The organism is Leucobacter rhizosphaerae (assembly GCF_022919175.1).
GTDB lineage: Bacteria > Actinomycetota > Actinomycetes > Actinomycetales > Microbacteriaceae > Leucobacter > Leucobacter rhizosphaerae.
Genome location: NZ_CP095043.1, coordinates 3,116,815 through 3,138,390, shown reverse-complemented (window position 1 = coordinate 3,138,390; position 21,576 = coordinate 3,116,815). Strand labels below are relative to the sequence as shown.

The following is a 21,576-nucleotide window of genomic DNA, read 5'->3' as shown; positions in this document are numbered from 1 at the left end:
TGTGTAGCGTAGCAGTCTTCGCCGGCGGGAGCGCGGGTGCGGCCTGGCACCGCGCCCGCGCTCCCGCCGGCGGGGGTCATGCTATCCCCGGGGCGCATCCCGGCCGTCGAGGCCGAGCAGCTCCTCCTCGACCGCACCGCCGTAACCCTCGGTCTGCGGGTCGCCGTGCAGGCCACCCGAGACCGCGTACTCCTCCTCGGGCGACAGCACCAGGTGGTGTCGCGTGTAGAGCCCGAAGATGACGAGGCCGACGACGTACACGATGACGATCGCGATGATCGCCGGACGGAACGTCTCGTTGAGCAGGAAGCCCACGAAGATGAGCGCCGAGATCACCGCGGCCGAGACCGCGCCGAACACGCCCCACGGGCTGACGTAGGGCCGTTTGGCGTTCGGGTACTTCCGGCGCAGGATCACGAACGACAGCATCTGCATGAAGTAGGCGAGCACCGCGCCCCACACGGCGATGTTGAGCACGATCGCTCCGCCGACGCCGCTGTCGCCGCCCGTGAGTTCGACGACGAAGAGTGCGACGAGGCCGATCACCGCACCGGCGAGGAGTGCGACCCACGGCGTCTGGCGCTTCCCGGTGAGCGAGAGCCACTTCGGGTAGTACCCGGCGCGGGAGAGCGAGTACATGTTCCGACCGTAGGCGAACATGATGCCCTGCAGCGACGCGAGCAGCCCGAAGAGGGCGAACAGCGCGAGCAGGCCGGCGACCCAGGCGAGCTCATCCCCGAGGATCGCGCGGAACCCGTCGAGCAGGGGCTCGCCGGCCACGCCGGTCGCCTCGGCGCCGAGCACGGCCGTGTTGAGCACCAGCACGAGCAGACCGGTCACGATGAGCGTGCCGCGGGCCCAGAGGCCGGCGCGGGGGATGTCGCGCACCGGGTTGTGCGACTCCTCGGCCGCGAGCGGCAGTTCCTCGATGCCGAGGAAGAGCCACATGGCGAACGGCATGGCGAAGAGGATCGGCAGGATCCCGTGCGGCAGGAAGACGCTCTGGCCCGGATCCGGCTCGATCTGCCAGAGGCTGCCCCAGTCGAGCGAGCCGCTCGCGAACGCCATGATCGCGAACAGCACGAGCACACCGATCGAGATGAAGGAGACGACGACCGCGAACTTCAGCGAGATCGCGGCGCCGGCGGTGTTGAGCCCGACGAAGGCGGCGTACAGGATGATCCACCACAGCCAGGTCGGCAGGCTGAAGCCCATGAGTCCTTCGGTCACACCGTTCGCGTAGCCCGCGGAGAAGTAGACGATCACCGCCGTGGTGGCGACGTACTCGATCGTCTCGGCGAGCCCGGTGACGAACCCGCCCCAGGGGCCCATCGCGGCCCGGCCGAAGGAGTAGGCGCCGCCGGTGTGCGGCATCGCCGCCGCCATCTCACCGATCGAGAAGACGAGGCCGTAGTACATGACCACGAGGATCGCGAACGCGATGAGCATGCCGCCGAAGCCCGCGGCCTCGATGCCGAAGTTCCACCCCGAGAAGTTGCCCGAGATCACCGCGCCGACGGCGAGGCCCCAGAGCCCCCAGATGCCGGCGGCCCGCTTGAGCTTCCGCTTCTCGAAATACCCCGACTCCGCGGTGGTATATGTCACCCCGGAGACCTTCAGTGTGTCCTTGGCCATCTCGACCCCTTTCACTGCGTTGTGATCGGTACGCGAGGACCCGTGCCCGCGCGATGCGATGTCAAGGCCGAGTATGCCATCTATTGGTAGTCTTTCACCACCTTTATTGAAAACTCGTCCGGGTTCGCGATCGCCGCCGAGCCACCCATGTGCTTTAATGGTCGGGAAATCGACCTTTTGGTGCGAGCACACCGGCACTCGACGACGAGCAAGGAGCCTTCATGACCCCGGCAAGCGGAAACCTGACACCGGACGAGCTGCGGCACGCCGTGGCTGCAGGCGAGATCGACACCGTGATCGTGGCCTTCACCGACATGCAGGGGCGCCTCGTCGGAAAGCGCGTCTCGGCGCGACTGTTCCTCGAGGACACGATGCACCACGGCGCGGAGTGCTGCAACTACCTGCTCGCCGTCGACGTCGAGCTCAACACGGTCGACGGCTACGCGCTCACCAGCTGGGAGAGCGGCTACGGCGACATGGCGATGATCCCGGATCTCGGCACGCTCCGACGCACCCCGTGGCTGCCCGGCACCGCGCTCGTCATCGCCGACCTCGTCACTGCCGCCGAGCACTCCCCCATCAACGTGTCGCCGCGGGCGATCCTCCGCGCCCAGGTCGACCGGCTCGCCGCCCACGATCTCGTGCCGTACGTCGGCACCGAACTCGAGTTCATCGTCTTCGAGGACGACTACCGATCCGCCTGGAAGAACGGCTACCGCGGCCTCACCCCGGCGTCCGACTACAACGTCGACTACTCGCTCCAGGGCTCCACGCGCATGGAACCGCTCCTGCGCGACATCCGCAACTCGATGGACGCCGCCGGCATGTACTGCGAGGGCGTGAAGGGCGAGTGCAACTTCGGGCAGCAGGAGATCGCCTTCCGCTACGCGCCCGCGATCGACACCTGCGACAACCACTCGATCTACAAGAGCGGGTCGAAGGAGATCGCCGCCGCGCACGGCCAGAGCCTCACATTCATGGCGAAGTTCAACGAGCGCGAAGGCAACAGCTGCCACGTGCACACGAGCCTGCGGAGCACAGCCGGTGACCCAGTGTTCTCCGACCCGAGCGCCCCCGACGGGATGTCGCCCATGTTCCGCAGCTACATCGCCGGGCAGCTCGCCGCGATGCGCGAGTTCGCACTGCTCTTCGCTCCGAACATCAACTCGTACAAGCGTTTCGTCGACGGCAGCTTCGCCCCGACCGCGGTGGCCTGGGGTCACGACAACCGCAGCTGCGCGCTGCGCGTCGTCGGCAAGGGGCACGCGATGCGCGTCGAGAACCGCGTGCCGGGCGGCGACGTCAATCAGTACCTCGCCGTCGCGGGCATGCTCGCCGCCGGGCTCACCGGGATCGAACAGGGGCTCGAGCTCGGCGATCCCCTCACGGGCAACGCCTACGAGGCCGAGATCGACCGGGTGCCCACCACCCTGCGCGACGCGGCCGACCTGTTCGAGCGCTCGGAGCTCGCCCGCACGACCTTCGGCGACGAGGTCGTCGACCACTACGTGCACGCGGCACGGACCGAGGTCGCGGCCTTCGACGCCGCGGTCACCGACTGGGAGCGGGTGCGTGGCTTTGAGCGCCTCTGAGTCCTCCCCGACGACGCATTCGTCCCCGAGCCCGGCACCGGGCGCCCCCGAGCGTGCGCCCGTCATCGGCATCACGAGCTACTTGGAACAGGCCCGCACCGGGGTGTGGGACGTGCGCGCCTCCTTCCTGCCGCAGGTCTACCTCAACGGCGTGACCGACGCCGGGGGCATCGCGCTCGTGCTGCCCCCGCAGCCGGTGACCTCCGAGATCGCCGCCGGGATCGTCGCGTCGCTCGACGGGCTTATCCTGTCGGGCGGGGCCGACGTCGACCCTGCGCGCTACGGCCAGGAGCCGCACGAGCGCACGGCGCCGCCCCGCACCGACCGCGACGCGTTCGAGGCCGCGCTGCTCGAGGCCGCGATCGCTGCAGAGCTCCCGTTCCTCGGTATCTGCCGCGGCGCTCAGGTGCTCAACGTCGAGCTCGGCGGCACCCTCACGCAGCACGTGCCCGACCTCGTGGGCGACGACCGGTACCAGCTCGGCGAGGGCCGCTTCAACCGCATTGAGGTGTCCGTCGAACCCGACAGCCGGATCGGCGCCGTGCTCGGCGACGACCCCCGCGCGGAGGCCGACCTCTACCATCACCAGGCCATCGACGAGGTGGGTGCCGGCCTTACCGTCACCAGCCGCACCGAGGACGGGATCATCGAGTCGCTCGAGCTCGACTCCGTGCCGTTCGGGATCGCGGTGCAGTGGCACCCGGAGGAGAACGCCGAGGACCGGCGGCTCTTCGAGGGACTCGTGCGCGCCGCCGTGGAGTACCGCGCTGCCCGCGACGCCTCGCGCGCACCCTCCGGACCGACCGGCACCGGCACTGACCCAGCCGGCACCGGCACCGATCCAGCCGGCACCGATCCCGCACCCGCACCCGCACCCGCACCCGAGCCGAAGGACGCCCCATGAGCTATACCGTGATCAATCCCGCCGACGGCAGCGCGGTCACCGAGGTGGCGCACCTCGACGCGGCCGAGACCGACACCGCGATCGCGGCGGCCGTCCGCGCGCAGCGGGAGTGGGCGCGCGTCGCCCCCGCCGACCGGGCGCGCGCGCTGCGCCGCTTCGCCGACGCGGTGGACGGCGACATCGAGCACCTGGCGCGCCTCGAGACCACCAACTCGGGGCACCCCATCACGCAGTCCCGCTGGGAGGCCGGCCACGTCCGCGACGTGCTCGAGTACTACTCGGGATCACCCGAACGCCTCATCGGGCAGCAGATCCCGGTGGCCGGCGGCATGAACGTCACGTTCCACGAGCCTCTCGGCGTCGTCGGGGTCATCACCCCGTGGAACTTCCCGATGACCATCGCGTCGTGGGGATTCGCGCCCGCACTGGCGGCCGGCAACGCGGTCGTGCTGAAGCCCGCGGAGTGGACTCCGCTCACGAGCCTGCGGCTCGGTGAGCTCGCGCTCGAGTCCGGACTGCCGGAGGGGCTGTTCCAGGTGCTCGCCGGACGCGGGTCGGTCGTGGGTGAGCGCTTCGTCACGCACCCCGACGTGCGGAAGGTCGTCTTCACCGGCTCCACGGAGGTCGGCAAGCGCATCATGTCGGGCTGCGCCGACCAGGTGAAGCGCGTCACGCTGGAGCTCGGCGGCAAGAGCGCCAACATCGTCTTCGCCGACTCCGACATCGAGCGCGCCGCCGCGACCGCCCCGTACTCCGTCTTCGACAACGCGGGCCAGGACTGCTGCGCCCGCAGCCGCCTGCTCGTCGAGCGCAGCGTCTACGACCGGTTCATGTCGGAGTTCGAGCGCGCCGTGCAGGGCGTCCGGGTCGGGGATCCGATGGACGAGTCGACAGAGGTCGGACCGCTCGTGACCCAGGCGCACCGAGACAGCGTCGCCGCTTTCGTGACCGACGACACCCCGGTCGCGTTCCGCGGATCCTGCCCCGATGGCCCCGGCGCGTGGTTCGCCCCCACCGTCGTCACCCCCGAGCGCGGCGACCGGATCGCGACCGAGGAGATCTTCGGTCCCGTGGTCGCGGTGCTGCCCTTCGACGACGAGGCCGACGCGATCGCCCTCGCCAACGACACCGAGTACGGCCTGAGCGGTTCGATCTGGACCGGAGATCTCGGCCGCGGCATCCGGGTCGCCCGCGGGGTCGAGGGCGGCAACCTCTCCGTGAACTCGCACTCATCGGTGCGGTACTCGACCCCGTTCGGCGGATTCAAGCAATCGGGGCTCGGGCGCGAGCTCGGCCCGGACGCCCCGCTCCACTTCACCGAGACGAAGAACGTCTTCTTCGCCTCCGAGTAACCCTCGCCGTCACCTCTGCAGCACCCACCCGAAAAGGAACCTCCCATGAGCGACATCACCCCCATCGATCTCACCCAGCGCCTGGCCGGCAAGGTCGCCGTCATTACCGGCGGAGCCAGCGGCATCGGGCTCGCCACCGCCCGTCGTATGCGCGCCGAGGGCGCCACCATCGTCATCGGCGATATGAACCCCGCGTCGGGCGAGGCCGCCGCGGCCGAGGTCGGCGGGCTCTTCGTGCAGGTCAACGTCACCGACGAGGCGCAGGTCAACCACCTCTTCGACACCGCTGCGAGCGTCTACGGGTCCGTGGACATCGCCTTCAACAACGCGGGCATCTCCCCCGACGACGACGACTCGATCGAGATCACCGAGCTCCCCGCCTGGGAGAAGGTGCAGGACGTCAACCTGAAGAGCGTCTACCTGTGCTCGCGAGCCGCACTGCGCCACATGACGAAGCAGGGCAGCGGATCGATCATCAACACGGCGTCGTTCGTGGCGGTCATGGGCTCCGCGACCTCCCAGATCTCCTACACCGCGTCGAAGGGCGGTGTGCTCGCGATGAGCCGCGAGCTCGGCGTGCAGTTCGCCCGTCAGGGCATCCGCGTCAACGCGCTCTGCCCCGGCCCGGTCAACACCCCGCTGCTGCAGGAGCTGTTCGCGAGCGATCCCGAGCGCGCCGAGCGTCGCCTCGTGCACGTGCCGGTGGGGCGTTTCGCCCGCCCGGAGGAGCTCGCCGCGTCGGTCGCGTTCCTCGCGAGCGACGACGCCTCCTTCATCACCGCGTCGACGTTCCTCGTGGACGGCGGGATCAGCAGCGCGTACACCACGCCGCTGTAGGCCGCGGCGCTCAGGCGGGGCGCGCTACACTCGCTTCACGCGCATCGAACCCGGCGAAGGAGCCCCATGAAGCAGCCCGCAGACGGTGTCGAGCTGCTGATCCGCGCCGTGCGACCCACCAACGCGTACGAGGAGACGATGCAGCGGTTGCTGCAGTCGATCCGCCTCGGGCTCATCGGCCCGGGCGAGAAGCTGCCCGCCGAACGCGACCTGGCGGGCATGCTGAAGGTGAGTCGCGACACCGTGCGCGAGGCGCTCTCGACACTCGCCGAGGCCGGGTACGTGGTGTCGCGCCGGGGTCGGTACGGCGGCACGTTTGTGGTCGAGGCTCTGCCCGCTGCGTCGACGCTGCGGGCAGTGGCCTCGCTGCCGGGTGCGGATGAGGTCGAGGACACGGCGGTGCTCCGCCGAGTGCTCGAGGTCGGTGCGGCGCGGGAGGCGGCGGCACGCGAGCTCTCCGCGGAGGATCGCGCGGCGCTCCTGCTCGCACTCCAGGAGTGCGGTGCCGCGCAGCAGGACGACCACCGGCGGCTCGACTCGCGTCTGCACCTCCTCATCGCAGAGGTCTCGGGGTCGCCGAGCCTCGTGCCGCTCGTCGCGAACCTCCGGACGCGGGTGAATGCGCTGCTCGACAGCATCCCGATGCTCGCGCCGAACCTCTCCCATTCGAACGAGCAGCACGAGGCGATCGTGTCGGCGATCCTCGACGGCCGCCCCGACGACGCCGCGGCGGCGATGCTCGAGCACGTCGAGGGATCCTCGGCGCTGTTGCGCGGATTCCTCTAGGCGCCGACGCACCGACGAGACGCGCCAGAGCGCAGGAATCACTGGACCTCCCAAGCGCTGAGCACCGAGCGCCCACCACCGGGCGCCGAGGACCTGAGGATCTACGGCTTCCGCCTCCGGAGAGCGCGGGCGAGCTGCAGTCCCGCCCAGCCGTAGAAGCCGACGGCGACGAGGATGACCAGCATCGTGTGGTGCGCGCCGTTCCCGTTCACGAAGGAATTCACGTACCCGAGGAGCGGGAGGTGATAGGACACTTCCCCACGCACCATGTAGTCCTCGACGGCGGGATCGGCCGCCGCGTTGTTGTCTCCCTGGGTGAGGAACTCGCGCGTTCCATCAGCGCGATCGGTCACCCCGATGACTCGGTGCATGATGAGTGTGGAGTCGTCCGCGCTTGGCTGGTAGGCGATCACGTCGCCGAGGCGGATGTCGTCGACCCGATTGACGGCTCGCACATCGTCGATCTCGAGGGAGCTGGCGTCGATGTCCATCGTGGGTCGCACCACTGCGAGCGCTCCGACCGGCATGCCGGGCGACATCGAATTGGACAGCACCGTCAGCGGTACGGCACCCGTGAGTTTCGGCAGCACAATGGTCGCGCAGGCCACGGCAACCGTGAGCAGGAGCACACCGATGCTCAGCCCCTGCAGCAGCGAGGCCCACCCGGAGCGTCGGCGCGGCACCTCGGCATCCCCGAGATCGCGCGTCACGTCCGGTCCCGGTGCTAGTGCCGGTGCTGGTGCTGGTGCTGGTGCTGGTGTGCCGAGGGTGTGGAGTGCGTTCACGGTGTCATCTCCTCTTCCGCTGTGGAGTCGGCCACCGGTGCGTTGTCGCCATCGGCGACCGGTGCATCATCGCCGCCGGCTGACGGCGCGCCGCCAACGGTCCCGACCGCGGCGTCACCGGAGTCGGGCGACTCGGTGTCGGCTTCCGCCGACGGGTCGGCAATCGGGGCGTCTGTGCTTGGCCCGTCTGTGGTTGGCCCGTCCGTGGTTGGAGCAGACGCGTCAGGAAGCGCCGGGCCCCCGAAGACGGCGCCGACAGCGGAGCCGCGATCGGCTGCCACCGGGCCGGGAGGTAGGCCGGAGGGAACCCCGCCGGGGCGAACAGCGGCGGAGTACTCGCGATGAGATTGACCGTCCAGGCAGACAGGTCCTGGCGGAAGGCGGTCGCGGCATCGAACATGTACCCCATGTTCGTGACCTTGGCGGTGCTCCAGCCGCTGATGTCCTGGTTGAACGAGGCCGCACCGCGGAACATGCTCGCCATGTTCGTCACCTTGGCGGTGCTCCAACCGCCGATGTCCTGGTCGAACGCGGCCGCCCCCTGGAACATGTACGAGAGGTCGGTGACCGTCGCGGTGTTCCACGCACCGATGTGCTGGTCGAAGGACACCGCGCCGCTGAACATGGCGAGCATCGTGTTCACTTTGGAGGTGTCCCAGTCCCCGATGTCCTGATTGAACGCGGCCGCACGTTGGAACATGTAGTTCATCTGCGTGACCCTCGAGGTGTTCCACGTGCCCAGGTCTTGGTTGAACGCCGCAGCTCCCGAGAACATGCTCGACATCGAGGTGACCTGCGACGTGTCCCAGGCACCGAGGTTCTGGTTGAACGCCGACGCCTCGCCGAACATACTGATCATTGAGGTCACTCGCGACGTGTTCCAGGAGCCGATACTCCCGTTGAACGCGGTTGCCCCGTAGAACATGTTCGCCATGGTGCTCACGGTGCCGGTGTTCCAGGCACCGAGGTTCTGGTTGAACATCAGCGCCCCGTGGAACATGTACGACATGTTGCCGACCTTGCCGGTGTTCCAGGCACCGATGTTCTGATTGAAGGCTGCAGCTCCCTGGAACATGTAGGTCATGTTGCCGACCCGAGAGGTGTCCCACGCACCGATACTCGGGCTGCCGCCGTTGTTGAAGACCGTGGCCGACTGGAACATCGACGCCATGTTCGTGACCTTGGAGGTGTCCCAGGCGCCGATGTTCTGATCGAACGACTCTGCACCGGTGAACATGTTGAACATGTAGAGCACCGAGGACGTCTCCCACGCACCGATGCTCGGGCTCCCGCCATTGGTGAACACCCGGGCGCTTCGAAACATGCTGGACATGTTGGCGACTCGTGACGTGTCCCACTCGCCGACATTCTGATCGAAGGCGGTTGCCGAGTTGAACATGTTGTTCATATCGGTGACCGCAGCGGTGTCCCATGCGCCGATCCCAGAGCTACCGCCGTTGTTGAAGGCCATGGCGGTGTTGAACATGTTGGACATGTTGACGACCGCGGACGTGTTCCAGTCGCCAACGCCTTGGTTGAACTGAGTCGCACGGATGAACATCGCGGACATGTCGGTGACGTTCGAGGTGTCCCAGCCGCCGATGCTGTCGCTGCCGCCGTTGGTGAACGCGGCCGCGTCGCCGAACATGTACGACATATTGGTGACGTTCGAGGTGTCCCAGCCGCCCAGATCTTGATTGAACTTCGTCGCACCGTCGAACATGTGGCTCAGGTTGGTGACGGTGCGCGGCGGCGCAACGGTCGACACGAGTCCGGTCGCGCCCTGGAATGCGTAGCTCGCGTCCGCGACCCCGTTCTCCTCCCACACGTCGACGGACTGCAGGGCCCGCATGGTGCCTCCCCCGCCGAAGCGGCTGAAGGTGCCAGTGATCGTGACCGTGTACGAGCCGGCGTTCGCGTAGGTGTGCGACGGGTTGGCCGCGGTGACGGTGTGGGGCGCGGTGCCGTCGCCCCAGTCGATGGTCACCGGGTCGGCGATGCCACCGACCGGGACCGAGACGTTTTTGCTCGCTCCGGGCAAGGAGGTGTTCATCGTCAGCACCATCTTGCGGCTCGGTGCGGCCATCGTGATGTTCGCGAGATGCAGTGTCTCGGAGTCCTCCCACGTGGTGCGGGTCTCCAATTCCAGGAGCAGCCGGGACAGGTCGATGACCTCGCCCTGGAACACCGCGTCGGGCGATGCCGCAATGGTGAGCGTGACGGTGGCGTTCTGAGGGGCCGCGGAGACCACGAGCGGCGTGCTGTCAGCGGTGACCGTCACTTTCGAGGTCAGCGACGCGGGCACCGTCCACCGGCTGAGGCCCAGATGAGGGCTCATCGTGCTCCCGGTCCCCAGCACCGTCACCGGGATGGTGACGGTCAGCGTCTGGCCCGCGGAGAGCGTCGATGCGGTGGGCTGGAAGCTGTTGCCACCGACGCGATACGTGGGCACCCCGGTCGCCGTGATCTGGGCGGACCCGCTGGCGATCCCCTCGGACCCCGCCGGCGCCGCATCGCGCCACGCCGAGAACCCTCCGGTACCGGGGAGGAGGAGGGCGGCCATCGCCGCGACGAGCAGACCGAGGAGCGTCGCCCACGCGCACCACAGCTTCACGCTGGGTTGAGGGGAGGTCGCACGCATCATCGGCTCTTTCCGCGCGCTCGTGCGCGCCTGGTCAGGGGGGAAATAGGTGCGGGGCCGTCACGTCAGACGTGCGGCCCCGCTCTGCTGTGTGAGGACGCAGGCCTCACGATGCACTCAGGGAGTGGTGACCTGGTTCAGTTCGAAATTCAATCCGCTGAGACTCACCGCCGAGGCGAGGCCCTGTCCGGTCAGACCGGAGATGGTGTCGTTGAACGCGACTGTCACCTTGACATCGATGTTGCGGGTGCCGTCGGCGCCGGTGATCGGGATGCCATCGGGAGAGGTCCCATCGGCCTTGGTCAGCGTGACGGTGACGTCGCTCGCCAGTTCCGTGGCGACGGCGTAGGAGCCGGGGTCGACGTTCAGCTCGGCGAGCAGGTCGGAGCCATCAGCGGTGACCTGGACGCTTGCGGTGTACTGCAGTACGTCACCCGGCGATGCCTTGAACGACGCGGGGTCGATCGCGGTGCCGGGAGCGAGAACACCGTCGGACTGCTCGATGGTCCACGCACCGGGGGTCACCGAGTCGAGCGTCAGGGTGCCCGTTGCGATGTCGGTGCCGGCCCCGGAGGCCAACGAGTCGTTCCACAGCGAGAAGGCACCGAATCCGCCGAGCAGCACGGCGGTCGCCACGGTGGTCGCGATGCCGCTCTGCAGAACCAGTGCCACGCGATGAGATTTCTTTTCAGACATGGGTGTGTTGCGCCTTTCCGAGGGGGTGACCCGTCAGCGTCCGAGTCCCGAATATGCTCGGAGGTGGGGTTACCGTATGACCTTTCCATGGTCACACGCGTACACGGCAGGTCAGTACGGCGCAGGTTGAATGTGCGTAGTTGCACACGTCGATTCAGTATTCGAATCGGCGATCAGCGACCTATTGCCCCGCACCCGCAAGTATGCGAACGTGCTGCGTTCAGATGCCGCGGTGCGACACGCACCACCGGTCGGGCGCTCCATCGCACGGCCGTCACCCGCGCGACATCCGCGCGAGACTACGGGGTGTAGACGTCGGGTGTGCCCGACTCGCTCGACGCGGGCATCTCTGCGGCGATCCGGTTGGCCTCTTCGATGAGCGTCTGCACGATCTCGCTCTCGGGCACGGTCTTGATGACCTCGCCCTTCACGAAGATCTGCCCCTTGCCGTTGCCCGAGGCGACACCGAGGTCGGCCTCGCGGGCCTCGCCGGGACCGTTCACGACGCAGCCCATCACCGCGACGCGGAGCGGCACGCTCATGCCCTCGAGCCCCTTCGTGACCTGCTCGGCGAGGGTGTAGACGTCGACCTGCGCGCGTCCGCACGACGGGCACGACACGATCTCGAGCTTGCGCTCGCGCAGGTTCAGCGACTGCAGGATCTGCAGCCCGACCTTCACCTCTTCGACGGGCGGGGCGGAGAGCGAGACGCGGATCGTGTCGCCGATGCCCTCGGAGAGCAGGATGCCGAACGCCGTGGCGCTCTTGATCGTGCCCTGGAACGCGGGGCCTGCCTCGGTGACCCCGAGGTGCAGCGGCCAGTCGCCCCGCTCCGCGAGCAGGCGGTAGGCCTTCACCATGACGATCGGGTCGTTGTGCTTGACCGAGATCTTGAAGTCGTGGAAGTCGTGCTCCTCGAACAGCGACGCCTCCCACACTGCGCTCTCCACGAGCGCCTCGGGGGTGGCCTTGCCGTACTTCTGCAGCAGACGGGGGTCGAGCGAGCCGGCGTTCACGCCGATCCGGATCGAGGTGCCGGCGGCCTTCGCGCGCTTCGCGATCTCCCCGACCTGGTCATCGAACTTCCGGATGTTGCCGGGGTTCACGCGCACCGCGGCGCAGCCGGCGTCGATCGCGGCGTAGACATAGGCCGGCTGGAAGTGGATGTCGGCGATCACGGGGATCTGGCTCTTCATGGCGATGATCGGGAGCGCCTCGGCGTCGTCGCGCGACGGACACGCCACGCGCACGATGTCGCAGCCGGACGCGGTGAGCTCCGCGATCTGCTGGAGGGTCGCGTTGATGTCGGTCGTCGGAGTGGTGGTCATCGACTGCACCGAGACGGGCGCGTTGCCGCCGACCGTCACCGAACCGACCTTGATCTCCCGCGACTTGCGCCGCGGCGCGAGAACCTCGGGGACCTTGGGCATTCCCAAATTGACTGCTGCCACGTCGTAGAGTCTAGCGCCGCGGGCCGGGCACCCGCTGAGTGCGCCTACCCGGCGTAGCCGGGCGCGGGCGGCAAGTCGAAGAACTCCTCGAGCGTGCTGACGCCGGTGGCGCGCATCTCGGCCGCGAGCTCCGGCCCCACGTACCGGAAATGCCAGGGTTCCGGCATGAATCCGGTCACGTCTTCTTTGCCCGCCGGGTATCGCACGATGAAACCGTAGTCGGCGGCGTGCTCGGCGAGCCACACGCCGGTCGGCGTCTCCCCGAAGCACGCCTGCAGGTAGCACGCCCCGTGGTCGTCGAGGTCGATCACCAGGCCGGTCTGGTGCTCCGAATGCCCCGGACGCGCCGAGTACGTATCTGCTGCCGCCTGACCGTCGCGGGCCACGTAACTGTCGTAGAGGCCGACCTGCGTGCCGTAGTCGCGGTACGCGCTGATGATCCGGACCGGAACCCCGGCCTCACCCGCCGCCGCAAACAGGGCCTCCGCGGCGCGTGCCGCGGGTTCCCGAAGCGGCTGGCCGAACTCGTTTTCGAGCCCCACCGGCATCGAGAGGTCGGTCGGTGCGAAGTCCATGGGGGTGAGCGGTCGGAGCTTGTTGCTCACGACCCAGATCGACATCGGGTCGTCGATTGAGTGGGCGGTGCGATCGAACGCGGGTGCGGGCGGCTCGGTGGGTTCGGGATCCTGCGTCGCAGCCGGCGCCTCGGACACGGTCGGCGGGCTCGTCGTCTCGGGCGCCTCCGCAGCGCAACCGGCGAGCAGGAGCACGACCAACGCGCCCGTCACCGTCGCTCCGATCCAGGACCCGCGGAGCCTCGCACGCATCATGGTTCCATGCTAGTGCGGTGCTCGCACGGTGTCGCGGTGCTCGCGCCGCACCGTCACCCCGCCGCAGACATCGGCGCCGTCACCCAACCGCAGAGATCTGCACTCCCGCTGAAGGATCCGGCTCGTCCGGTCAGCAGGAATGCAGATCTCTGCGTGAGTGCTTGTCGGCCCCGCGCGCGGCGAATACTAGGGTGGAGCCATGGCGGAGCACACGGAACCCGGCGATCAGGCGACTCCGAACGGGAGCGACCCGGTGCGCGGTGCTCCGACGGGCGGTGCTCCGGCGATCGACGCGCGCCCGGCGAGGGCGCGGCCGTCGCGGCGCACGCGCCTCATCATCACCCTGAGCGTGGCCGCCCTGCTCCTCGCCGGAGCAGGCGTGGGCACCGCGTTCGCCGTGAACGCGGCTCGGGGCGGCGATCCCGCACCCGCGGCGACGGAGTCCCCCGATCCCGAACCCACGACCCCCACGACCACCGCACCTCCCCCGGAACCCGAGCAGCCCGTGCGCGTCATCGCTATGGGCGACATGCTGCCGCACGATTCCGTGAACGCCAACGCCCAGATCGAGGGTGGCGGGTACGACTACAGCCCGTTCTTCTCCGGCATCGCCCCGCAACTCGCTGCCGCCGACCTCACCTTCTGCAACCTCGAGGTACCGACGGCCGGCGTCGACTTCGGGATCAGCGGCTACCCGACGTTCAACGCTCCAACGGAATTCGCGCGGGATCTGCACGGCGCCGCCGGCTGCGACCTCGTGAACGTCGCAACGAATCACACCGCGGACAAGGGGGTCGCGGGGATCGCCGCCACCCGCGCCGCGTGGGACGCCCTCCAGCCGTCGACGGTCGCCGGCGCGAACCGCACCCCGGAGGAGCAGCGCACGATCCCGGTCACCGAGATCGACGGCATCTCCGTCGCCCTCGTCTCCTTCGCCGAGTACTCGAACGCCCCGATCGACGGCGTCTCCCTGAACATGATGGGCGACGACGCCCTCGTGCAGGAGCTGATGACTCAGGCCCGCGGGCTCGCGGACGTCGTGATCGTCTCGGCGCACTGGGGCACGGAGGACTCCCACGAGGTGAACGGGCAGCAGTCCGCGTTCGCCCAGCGGGTCGCCGACCTCGGCGCCGACGTGATCATCGGCACCGGCCCGCACGTGCTGCAGCCGGTCACGTGGCTCCCCCGCGCCGACGGCGGGCGCACGCTCGTCTGGTACTCGATCGGCAACATGCTGAGCACGCAGCTCACACTCGACCAGCGCACCGGGGTGCTCGCGGGCTTCGAACTGGCCCGCAACGCCGACTCGGGCGCGGTCGAGGTCGCGAACCCGACCGCGATGCTCACCTACATGCACTACGACTGGACGGCGGAGCAGGAGGCCGCCGGCGACCTGCTCGCGCGCCACTCGCTCTCGCTGACGCCGCTGGCCGCGTCGGACGATCTGCTCGCGCGGACCAGTTTCGGCGTGACGGCGGAGCAGCAGGTGGCCGCGTCGAGCGCGATCCTCGGTCCCGACGTGACCGTGGTGGCGGAGTAACACGCCTGGGCCGAGGGGCAAGCCTGAGTCGAGGTGGCGCTATCCGAAGAGCGACACCGGTTTCACGAGGTCCGCGTAGACGAGCAGCAGTCCCATCGCCCCGAGCACGACCACCACGGCGAACGTCACGGGCACCATCTTCGCGGTGTCGATCGGACCCGGATCGGGCTTGCCGCGCAGACGCGCAATCTTGCGCTTCGCCCCCTCGTACAGGGCACCGGCGATGTGCCCTCCGTCGAGCGGCATCAGCGGCACGAGGTTGAAGACGAAAAGCGCGACGTTCAAGGAGCCGAGCAGCCCGAACATCGCCTGCGCGCGGGCGGCGACGGGGGCGTCCTCGACGCTCACGATCTCCCCTGCGAGGCGGCCGACCCCGACCACGCTGATCGGACCATTGGCGTCGCGCGCCTCGGTGCCGAACGCGGCGTTCCAGATGTCGACCAGGCGCTCCGGGAGCCGCACGATGACCCCGACGACCTGCGACACGTTCTCCCCCACGAACGCCGGCACCGCCGTGATCGGCTGCGGCACGAGCTCGGAGGCGGGCGTCGCTCCGATCATGCCGACCGTCTCGTACGTGGGATCACCCGACGCATCGGTGACGACCTCGCCGGCGGCGTCGGTGCGGACGCGCTCGTTCGCGACCGGGGTGAGCTGCACGGACTGCTCGGCCCCGTCGCGCTCGATCGTCACCCGCAGCGTCGTGCCGGGCGACTCGCTCACGAGGGTGCGGAAGGCGTCCCAGTCGGTGATCGCGACCCCGTCGACCGCGACGAGGCGATCGCCGGGCAGGAGTCCCGCCGCGGCCGCGGGGGCCGCCGGATCCGAGCTGCCGCAGCTCGTGGCCGAACTCGAGGCCGGCACGAGGCACTGGTTGAGCTGCCCGAGCGTGGTACTGCTCTGCGGGGTGCCGAACCCGACGAGCACGATCGCGAAGAAGACGAAGGCGAGCACGAGGTTCATGAGCGGACCGCCGAGCATCACGACGATCTTCTTCCACATGGGCAGCCGGTAGAAGGTGCGGTGATCCTCGCCCTGAGCGATCGTCTCGGCGCTCGCGGCCCGGGCATCGTCGACGAGACCCGCCATTCCGCGGCGCAGCTCGGTCGGCTCCACGTCGCCGATGCGCTCGAGCTCGGAGACCACGTCCGTCGCGTGCGTTCCGTCGCCCGTGACGTGCCCGTCGCCCGCGTCGGCGCCGTCACCGGCGCCTCGGGTCGGTATCGGGCCCTCCCGCACCACCGTGTTGAGGAACCCCGTGGTCGACGCCCGGGGCGCCTCGCCCGGCTTGTCCGGTGGGTACATGCCGATCATCGCGATGTAGCCGCCGAGCGGGAGGGCCTTGATCCCGTACTCGGTCTCGCCCTTCCGCTTCGACCACAGCGTCTTGCCGAAGCCGACCATGTACTGCGTGACCTTCACCCCGAAGAGCTTCGCGGGCAGGAGGTGGCCGATCTCGTGCAGGCCGATCGAAACCGCGAGCCCGATCAGAACGATCAGGATCCCGAACACGTACAAGAGCACCTCAATCACGGACTCAGGCTAGCCCCCGTGACTGCTGGCCGGCTGTGGGATCGCCTAACGCTCGCGCGCGGAGAGCACCAGCTGCGCCTCCGCACGAGCCCAGCGCTCCGCCTCGTGCAGCGCCTCGAGGGTGAGCTGCTCGGGCGCTGCGTGGCGCTCGAGCACGTCCTCGACCGTGCCGACGATGTCGAGGAACCCGATCCGACCATCGTGGAACGCCTCGACGGCCTCCTCGTTCGCGGCGTTGTAGACGGCCGGGTAGGTGCGCCGCGCACGCCCCACCGTCTTCGCGAGCTCCACGGCCGGGAACGCCTCGTCGTCGAGCGGCGCGAACTCCCAGCTCGTGGCCGTTCGCCAATCGAGCGGTGCTCCGGATCCCGAGAGGCGATCCGGCCAGGTCAGCCCGAGCGCGATGGGGAGCCGCATGTCGGGCGGCGACGCCTGCGCGATCGTCGAGCCGTCGGTGAACTCCACCATCGAGTGCACGATCGACTGCGGGTGCACGACCACTTCGATGTCGCTGTACGAGACGCCGAAGAGCAGGTGCGCCTCGATCACCTCGAGCCCCTTGTTCATGAGCGTCGCGGAGTTCGTCGTGACGACACGACCCATGTCCCAGGTCGGGTGGTTCAGCGCCTCGGCCGGGGTGACGTCCTTGAGCGACGCGCGGTCGCGGCCCCGGAACGGTCCGCCCGAGGCCGTGAGAATGAGGCGACGCACCTCGTCGGGGCGGCCGGATCGGAGCGCCTGCGCGATGGCCGAGTGCTCCGAGTCGACCGGGACGATCTGGCCGGGCGCCGCGAGCCCCGTCACGAGGTCGCCGCCGACGATGAGCGACTCCTTGTTCGCGAGCGCGAGCGTGCGCCCCGCCGTCAGCGCGGCGATCGTCGGACCGAGCCCGATCGAGCCCGTGATGCCGTTGAGCACCACATCCGCCGGCACGTCGCGCACGAGCGCGACCGCCTCGTCGGCGCCGAGGCCGGTGTGCTCCACGTTGAACTCGTCCGCCTGCTGCCGCACCCGGTCCGCCTGGCTGCCGGCCACGAGCCCGACGACTTGGAACTTCGAGGGATGCTTCCGGATCACGTCCAGCGCCTGCTCGCCGATCGAACCGGTGGACCCCAGAATCACAACTCGTTTCATGCGTCCCATTCTGCCGGGTCGCAGCGAAGCGCGGGCCCCCGCCTTCGAAAGGAGGGAGCCCGCGCTCAGCTTCGGGTGCGGCCGAGAGGCGGCCGCCGACGGCTACTCTGCGTGGACGGTGCCGAGGATATCGAGCACGAAGACCATCACGTCGTCGGCCTGGTGCCCCTGCTGCTCGAGCCCGGCCGCGCCGTACCCGCCGTCTTCAGCGGGAACCACCGAGATGATCTGCGAGCCGACCTTCTGGCCCTCGAGCGCCTGCTGGAAGCCGCCGATGACCTGCGTCGTCAGGAAGTCGGTCGGGGCGCCGCGGCTCCAGCTCGAGTCGAACTCCTCGCCGGTGCGCCAGATCACGCCGCGGTAGTTGACGTAGACCCGGTCTCCCGGCTCCACCGTCTCACCGTCGCCCTCGATGATCGTCGCGATCTCGAGGGAGGTGGGGGCCTCGACGCCCTCGGGGATGGTGATCGTCGGTTCGCCGTCCTCCGCGAGCTTCACCGTCGGGAAGCCCTCGGGAGCGGCCTTCGCCGTGCCCTCGGCCTTCTTCAGGAGCTCATCGGACTCGAGGGTGCCCGGCTCGCTCGCCGTCGCGGACTCGCTGACGTCGCCGAAGTCCATCACGATGACGACCGAATCGTCGTTGGTGACCCCGGTGAGTCCGAGTGTTGCGGGATCCTCGCCCGCCGTGATCTCACTCACGGGGCTGACCAGCGCGACGCGCTGCTCGGGCGCCGCGCAGCGCAAGGCCTCGTAGGCCCAGCCGTTCAGCTGATCTTTCGCGAACGTCACAGTGCTCTCGGGCGCCTGCTGCATCGCGGAGCCATCGACCCCGCTGAACATCGTCATGGTGACGGCGATGGCCTCGCCGTCCTTCGGGGCGTCTCCCGAGCCCTCGGTGAGCACGGTGCGCTGCAGTTCCTTGGCCGACACCGGGGTCTCGGAGGTGAGCTCGAGCTCATCTCCCGCCTCACCGGTGACCTTGACCGAATTGCTGGCGTCGCCGGGGGCCAGGCAGGACTCCCCGCTCGCGTCCGCGGAGCCGTCGGATCCGGCGGAGCAGCCGCTCATGAGCAGCGCCGCAGCGATGGCGACGGGAATCAGGGTGCGCGAGCGCTTCACAGGTGTCCTCACTTCGATGGCGGGCGCCGATCCGCCCTTCCGGGGACCGCGCAATGTCGTCAAGTCTGGTGCATCTCCCGGCCGATTCCCTGTGGAGCGGCTGGATGCACGCTGAGTGCAGCTTAGCGGCGGACCAGGGCGGGCGAGCGCAGGATCGCGCGCGCCGTCAGCACCGCGAAGACGACGAGCAGCACGAGGGTCGCGACGTCGCAGGCGATGTAGACGTAGTGCCAGGGCGACTGCCCGGGATCCGCTCCCGCGAGCACCAGATCGGTGCGCGCATTGAGCGGCGGGCGCACGAAGACCACCTTGCCGGCGAACACCAGGATCAGCCCGAACCACACCAGAAGGCGTGCACCCGCGATGCGCGCGACGACCGGCCAGAATGAGAGGACCGTGAGCGTGAGCAGGATCGCGCCCTCGACGATGTTCAGGGTGGCGAAGACGAGACGGCCGATCCCGAGCCCCAGCGGGATCGTGATGCCGGGCGCCTGGAACTTGAGCGGGGCCTCGATGAACGAGATCGCCGCGACCATGCCGAACCACAGCACGGGCAGGGCGAGTCGCCAGAGCTCGATCCGGATCCGCGCCCGCTCCGCGTCGCGCTCGCGCTCGGCGGCCCGCGCGTCGGCGGCGCTTCGAGATGCAGCGCGGGTCATGGGGTGTCCTTTCGGGCCTCGAGCACGGCGGCGTACAGGTCTCGCGCCGAGAGGCCGGTCGACTCCGCGACCTCGCGCGTCGCGTCCTTGAGCCGCTCGCCCGCGGCGACACGACGCTGCACCTCGGCGAGCGCCGCCTCGGGCGACACGACACGACCGGGTGCCCCGGCGATCACCAGCACGATCTCTCCCCGGACCCCCTCGGCGGCCCATTCCGCGAGCTCGCCCACGGGGCCTCGGCGCACCTCCTCGTGGAGTTTCGTCAGCTCGCGGCACACGGCGCCGCGACGATCCTCCCCGAATGCCTCCGCGATGGCGCGCAAACTCGCGGCGACCCGGGCGGGCGACTCGAAGAACACGAGCGTGCGCGGCTCCTCGGCCAGTGCGGCGAGCGCCCGCGCCCGCTCCCCCGCCTTCCGCGGCAGGAAGCCCTCGAACGCGAACCGGTCCGTGGGTAGCCCCGCGACCGCCAGCGCGGTGATCACGGCGCTCGGTCCGGGAATGACGGTGACGTCGACCCCGCGCTCCGCGGCGAGCTGCACGACGCGGAACCCGGGGTCGGAGACCGTCGGCATCCCCGCGTCGCTGACGAGCACCACGTCTTCTGTCGCGGCGCGGTCGACGAGGGCCGAAGCGCGGTCGTGCTCGTTGTGATCGTGCAGCGCGACGAGCTCGGGGCGGTGATCGATCCCGAGCAGCCGGAGCAGCTGCGCGGTGTGCCGGGTGTCCTCCGCGGCGATCACGCGCGCCGCTGCCAGCGTCTCACGGAGGCGGATCGACGCGTCCCCCAGATTGCCGATCGGGGTGGCCGCGAGGAGGAGCATGGTCCCATCGTACGCGCAGCGCTCAGGCCGGACTGCCAGAATGGACCCCATGAGCACCCCTGAGATGCCCGAGTCCGCCGCACCGTCCACGCCACCCGTCGAACCCGAGGCTCCAGGGGCCTTGGGCACCACCGCACCGCCGCCGCACCCGTACGCCACGCCGCAGCCGGCACCCGGCGGCAGCACCGGTCGCGGCGGGCGGGCGTTCACGATCGCCGCCATGGCGGTCGGGCTCGCGGCGCTCCTCACGACGGTCGTCGCAGCGTTCTACTCCGGTGTCTTCGTGATCGTCGGAGTGGTGCTCGGCATCGCGGCGATCGCGCTCGGGATCATCGCGCTCGTGCTGCGTCAGCGCCCGCTCGCCCCGGGGATCGTGGGCCTCGCGTCCGGTGCGCTCACCCTCGTCGTCGCGCTCGTCGTCGGTGCCTTCGCCCTGGGTTCGGCCTTCATGCCGGCCGCGCAGATGGCCGCCGACGGCGGCGCAGGGCAGCACGGCGGGGACGGATCGGGCGGTTCCGAGGTCGCCCCGGTCGACCCCATGGCGCCCGTGCAGTGGCCCGCGAACTTCGCCACCGGTGGGATCGCGTTCATCGGGAGCGGCGACGACATCACGACGATCCGCTCGGACGCGCCGGCCGACAGCGCTCTGCCGGAGCCGACGGAGCTCGCGGGCCTCGGCGACGGCACCGCCACCAACCGCATCCAGGTCTACGTGGACTACCGCTGCCCCTACTGCGCACTCTTCGAGGAGGCCAACATCGACACCCTCGAGGAGGTCGTCGAGTCGGGATCGACCGTGCTCGAACTGCACCCCCTCACCTTCCTTGACCGCGTTTCCGAGGGCAGCTACTACTCCTCGCGCATCTCCGGCGCGATGTCGTGCGTCGCCGACGCGCAGCCGGACGCGGCCTGGGACGCGCACACCGCACTCATGGACACCGACTTCCAGCCCGCCGAGGGGATCCCCGGCCACGACAACGCAGCGATCATCGCCGAGCTGAACGACGCCGTCGACGGACTGAACGACGAGGTCCGCTCCTGCATCGAGACCGAGCGGTTCGTGCCGTTCGCGCAGGCGCTCAATGATTGGGTGTTCGCGAACCCGGTGCCGCACGCCGAGGACGGCGAGCTCATGGTGAGCGGCACGCCGCTCGCCGTGGTGAACGGGGTGCCTTATACCGGGGATCCCGCGAACGGCCCGGCCTTCCGCGCGTTCCTGGAGGAGCAGGGCGTGGCGCTCCGGTAGTGGTCGCGGGGC

At 69.4% G+C, this 21,576-nt stretch carries 18 protein-coding genes; 7 read left to right on the top strand and 11 right to left on the bottom strand.

Annotated elements, in window-relative coordinates:
- Positions 1-81: 81 nt before the first annotated feature.
- Positions 82-1,635, bottom strand: coding sequence for an amino acid permease (locus tag MUN76_RS14450; protein ID WP_244685668.1), 1,554 nt, complete (start codon positions 1,633-1,635; stop codon positions 82-84).
- A gap of 221 nt (positions 1,636-1,856) precedes the next feature.
- Here MUN76_RS14450 and MUN76_RS14445 point away from each other — a divergent pair, with 221 nt between their 5' ends.
- From MUN76_RS14445 to MUN76_RS14425, 5 genes are all read left to right on the top strand, one after another.
- Positions 1,857-3,227, top strand: a complete 1,371-nt coding sequence (locus MUN76_RS14445; RefSeq protein ID WP_244685666.1) for a glutamine synthetase family protein — start codon at positions 1,857-1,859, stop codon at positions 3,225-3,227.
- Complete coding sequence (locus tag MUN76_RS14440; protein WP_244685664.1) at positions 3,208-4,131, top strand: gamma-glutamyl-gamma-aminobutyrate hydrolase family protein; 924 nt, start codon at positions 3,208-3,210, stop codon at positions 4,129-4,131. The genes MUN76_RS14445 and MUN76_RS14440 overlap by 20 nt, the downstream gene beginning before the upstream one ends.
- The gene (locus MUN76_RS14435) at positions 4,128-5,483 is read left to right on the top strand and encodes an aldehyde dehydrogenase family protein (protein ID WP_244685662.1); all 1,356 of its coding nucleotides are present in this window, start codon (positions 4,128-4,130) and stop codon (positions 5,481-5,483) included. Before MUN76_RS14440 ends, MUN76_RS14435 begins: the two co-directional genes overlap by 4 nt.
- A gap of 45 nt (positions 5,484-5,528) precedes the next feature.
- Entirely contained in the window at positions 5,529-6,320 is a 792-nt protein-coding gene (locus MUN76_RS14430) for a 3-oxoacyl-ACP reductase (RefSeq protein ID WP_244685660.1), read from the top strand.
- 66 nt (positions 6,321-6,386) lie between these two features.
- The gene (locus MUN76_RS14425; RefSeq protein WP_244685659.1) at positions 6,387-7,106 is read left to right on the top strand and encodes a FadR/GntR family transcriptional regulator; all 720 of its coding nucleotides are present in this window, start codon (positions 6,387-6,389) and stop codon (positions 7,104-7,106) included.
- A 101-nt stretch (positions 7,107-7,207) separates the two neighbouring features.
- Here the strand turns inward: MUN76_RS14425 and MUN76_RS14420 are convergent, their stop codons facing one another.
- The 5 genes from MUN76_RS14420 to MUN76_RS14400 all read right to left on the bottom strand — a co-directional run bounded on the left by MUN76_RS14420 (position 7,208) and on the right by MUN76_RS14400 (position 13,509).
- Positions 7,208-7,816, bottom strand: a complete 609-nt coding sequence (locus MUN76_RS14420) for a signal peptidase I (protein WP_244685657.1) — start codon at positions 7,814-7,816, stop codon at positions 7,208-7,210.
- A gap of 79 nt (positions 7,817-7,895) precedes the next feature.
- Complete coding sequence (locus tag MUN76_RS14415; RefSeq protein ID WP_244685655.1) at positions 7,896-10,532, bottom strand: BspA family leucine-rich repeat surface protein; 2,637 nt, start codon at positions 10,530-10,532, stop codon at positions 7,896-7,898.
- A 117-nt stretch (positions 10,533-10,649) separates the two neighbouring features.
- Positions 10,650-11,204: an alternate-type signal peptide domain-containing protein gene (locus MUN76_RS14410; protein ID WP_244685653.1), complete on the bottom strand. Its 555-nt coding sequence runs from the start codon at positions 11,202-11,204 to the stop codon at positions 10,650-10,652.
- 323 nt (positions 11,205-11,527) lie between these two features.
- The gene (ispG, locus tag MUN76_RS14405) at positions 11,528-12,679 is read right to left on the bottom strand and encodes a flavodoxin-dependent (E)-4-hydroxy-3-methylbut-2-enyl-diphosphate synthase (protein WP_244685652.1); all 1,152 of its coding nucleotides are present in this window, start codon (positions 12,677-12,679) and stop codon (positions 11,528-11,530) included.
- A 44-nt stretch (positions 12,680-12,723) separates the two neighbouring features.
- Complete coding sequence (locus MUN76_RS14400) at positions 12,724-13,509, bottom strand: M15 family metallopeptidase (RefSeq protein ID WP_244685650.1); 786 nt, start codon at positions 13,507-13,509, stop codon at positions 12,724-12,726.
- A 199-nt stretch (positions 13,510-13,708) separates the two neighbouring features.
- On the opposite strand from MUN76_RS14400, the gene MUN76_RS14395 reads away from it, so the two are divergent.
- On the top strand, positions 13,709-15,049 hold the full coding sequence (locus MUN76_RS14395) for a CapA family protein (RefSeq protein ID WP_244685648.1): 1,341 nt from the start codon (positions 13,709-13,711) through the stop codon (positions 15,047-15,049).
- 39 nt (positions 15,050-15,088) lie between these two features.
- Here MUN76_RS14395 and MUN76_RS14390 read toward each other — a convergent pair whose 3' ends face one another.
- The 5 genes from MUN76_RS14390 to rsmI all read right to left on the bottom strand — a co-directional run bounded on the left by MUN76_RS14390 (position 15,089) and on the right by rsmI (position 20,318).
- Positions 15,089-16,582 carry a M50 family metallopeptidase gene (locus MUN76_RS14390; protein WP_244685646.1) on the bottom strand — a complete coding sequence of 498 codons (1,494 nt, stop codon included), beginning with the start codon at positions 16,580-16,582 and terminating at the stop codon, positions 15,089-15,091.
- 45 nt (positions 16,583-16,627) lie between these two features.
- Positions 16,628-17,716 carry a 1-deoxy-D-xylulose-5-phosphate reductoisomerase gene (dxr, locus tag MUN76_RS14385; protein WP_244685644.1) on the bottom strand — a complete coding sequence of 363 codons (1,089 nt, stop codon included), beginning with the start codon at positions 17,714-17,716 and terminating at the stop codon, positions 16,628-16,630.
- Positions 17,717-17,818: 102 nt separating this feature from the next.
- Complete coding sequence (locus MUN76_RS14380; protein WP_244685643.1) at positions 17,819-18,835, bottom strand: FKBP-type peptidyl-prolyl cis-trans isomerase; 1,017 nt, start codon at positions 18,833-18,835, stop codon at positions 17,819-17,821.
- 122 nt (positions 18,836-18,957) lie between these two features.
- Positions 18,958-19,494: a hypothetical protein gene (locus tag MUN76_RS14375; protein ID WP_244685641.1), complete on the bottom strand. Its 537-nt coding sequence runs from the start codon at positions 19,492-19,494 to the stop codon at positions 18,958-18,960.
- Positions 19,491-20,318, bottom strand: a complete 828-nt coding sequence (gene rsmI / locus MUN76_RS14370; RefSeq protein ID WP_244685639.1) for a 16S rRNA (cytidine(1402)-2'-O)-methyltransferase — start codon at positions 20,316-20,318, stop codon at positions 19,491-19,493. The genes MUN76_RS14375 and rsmI overlap by 4 nt, the downstream gene beginning before the upstream one ends.
- Before the next feature lie 49 nt (positions 20,319-20,367).
- Here rsmI and MUN76_RS14365 point away from each other — a divergent pair, with 49 nt between their 5' ends.
- A complete protein-coding gene (locus MUN76_RS14365; RefSeq protein ID WP_244685637.1) occupies positions 20,368-21,564 on the top strand; it encodes a thioredoxin domain-containing protein in 1,197 nt (398 codons plus the stop codon).
- Positions 21,565-21,576: the final 12 nt, after the last annotated feature.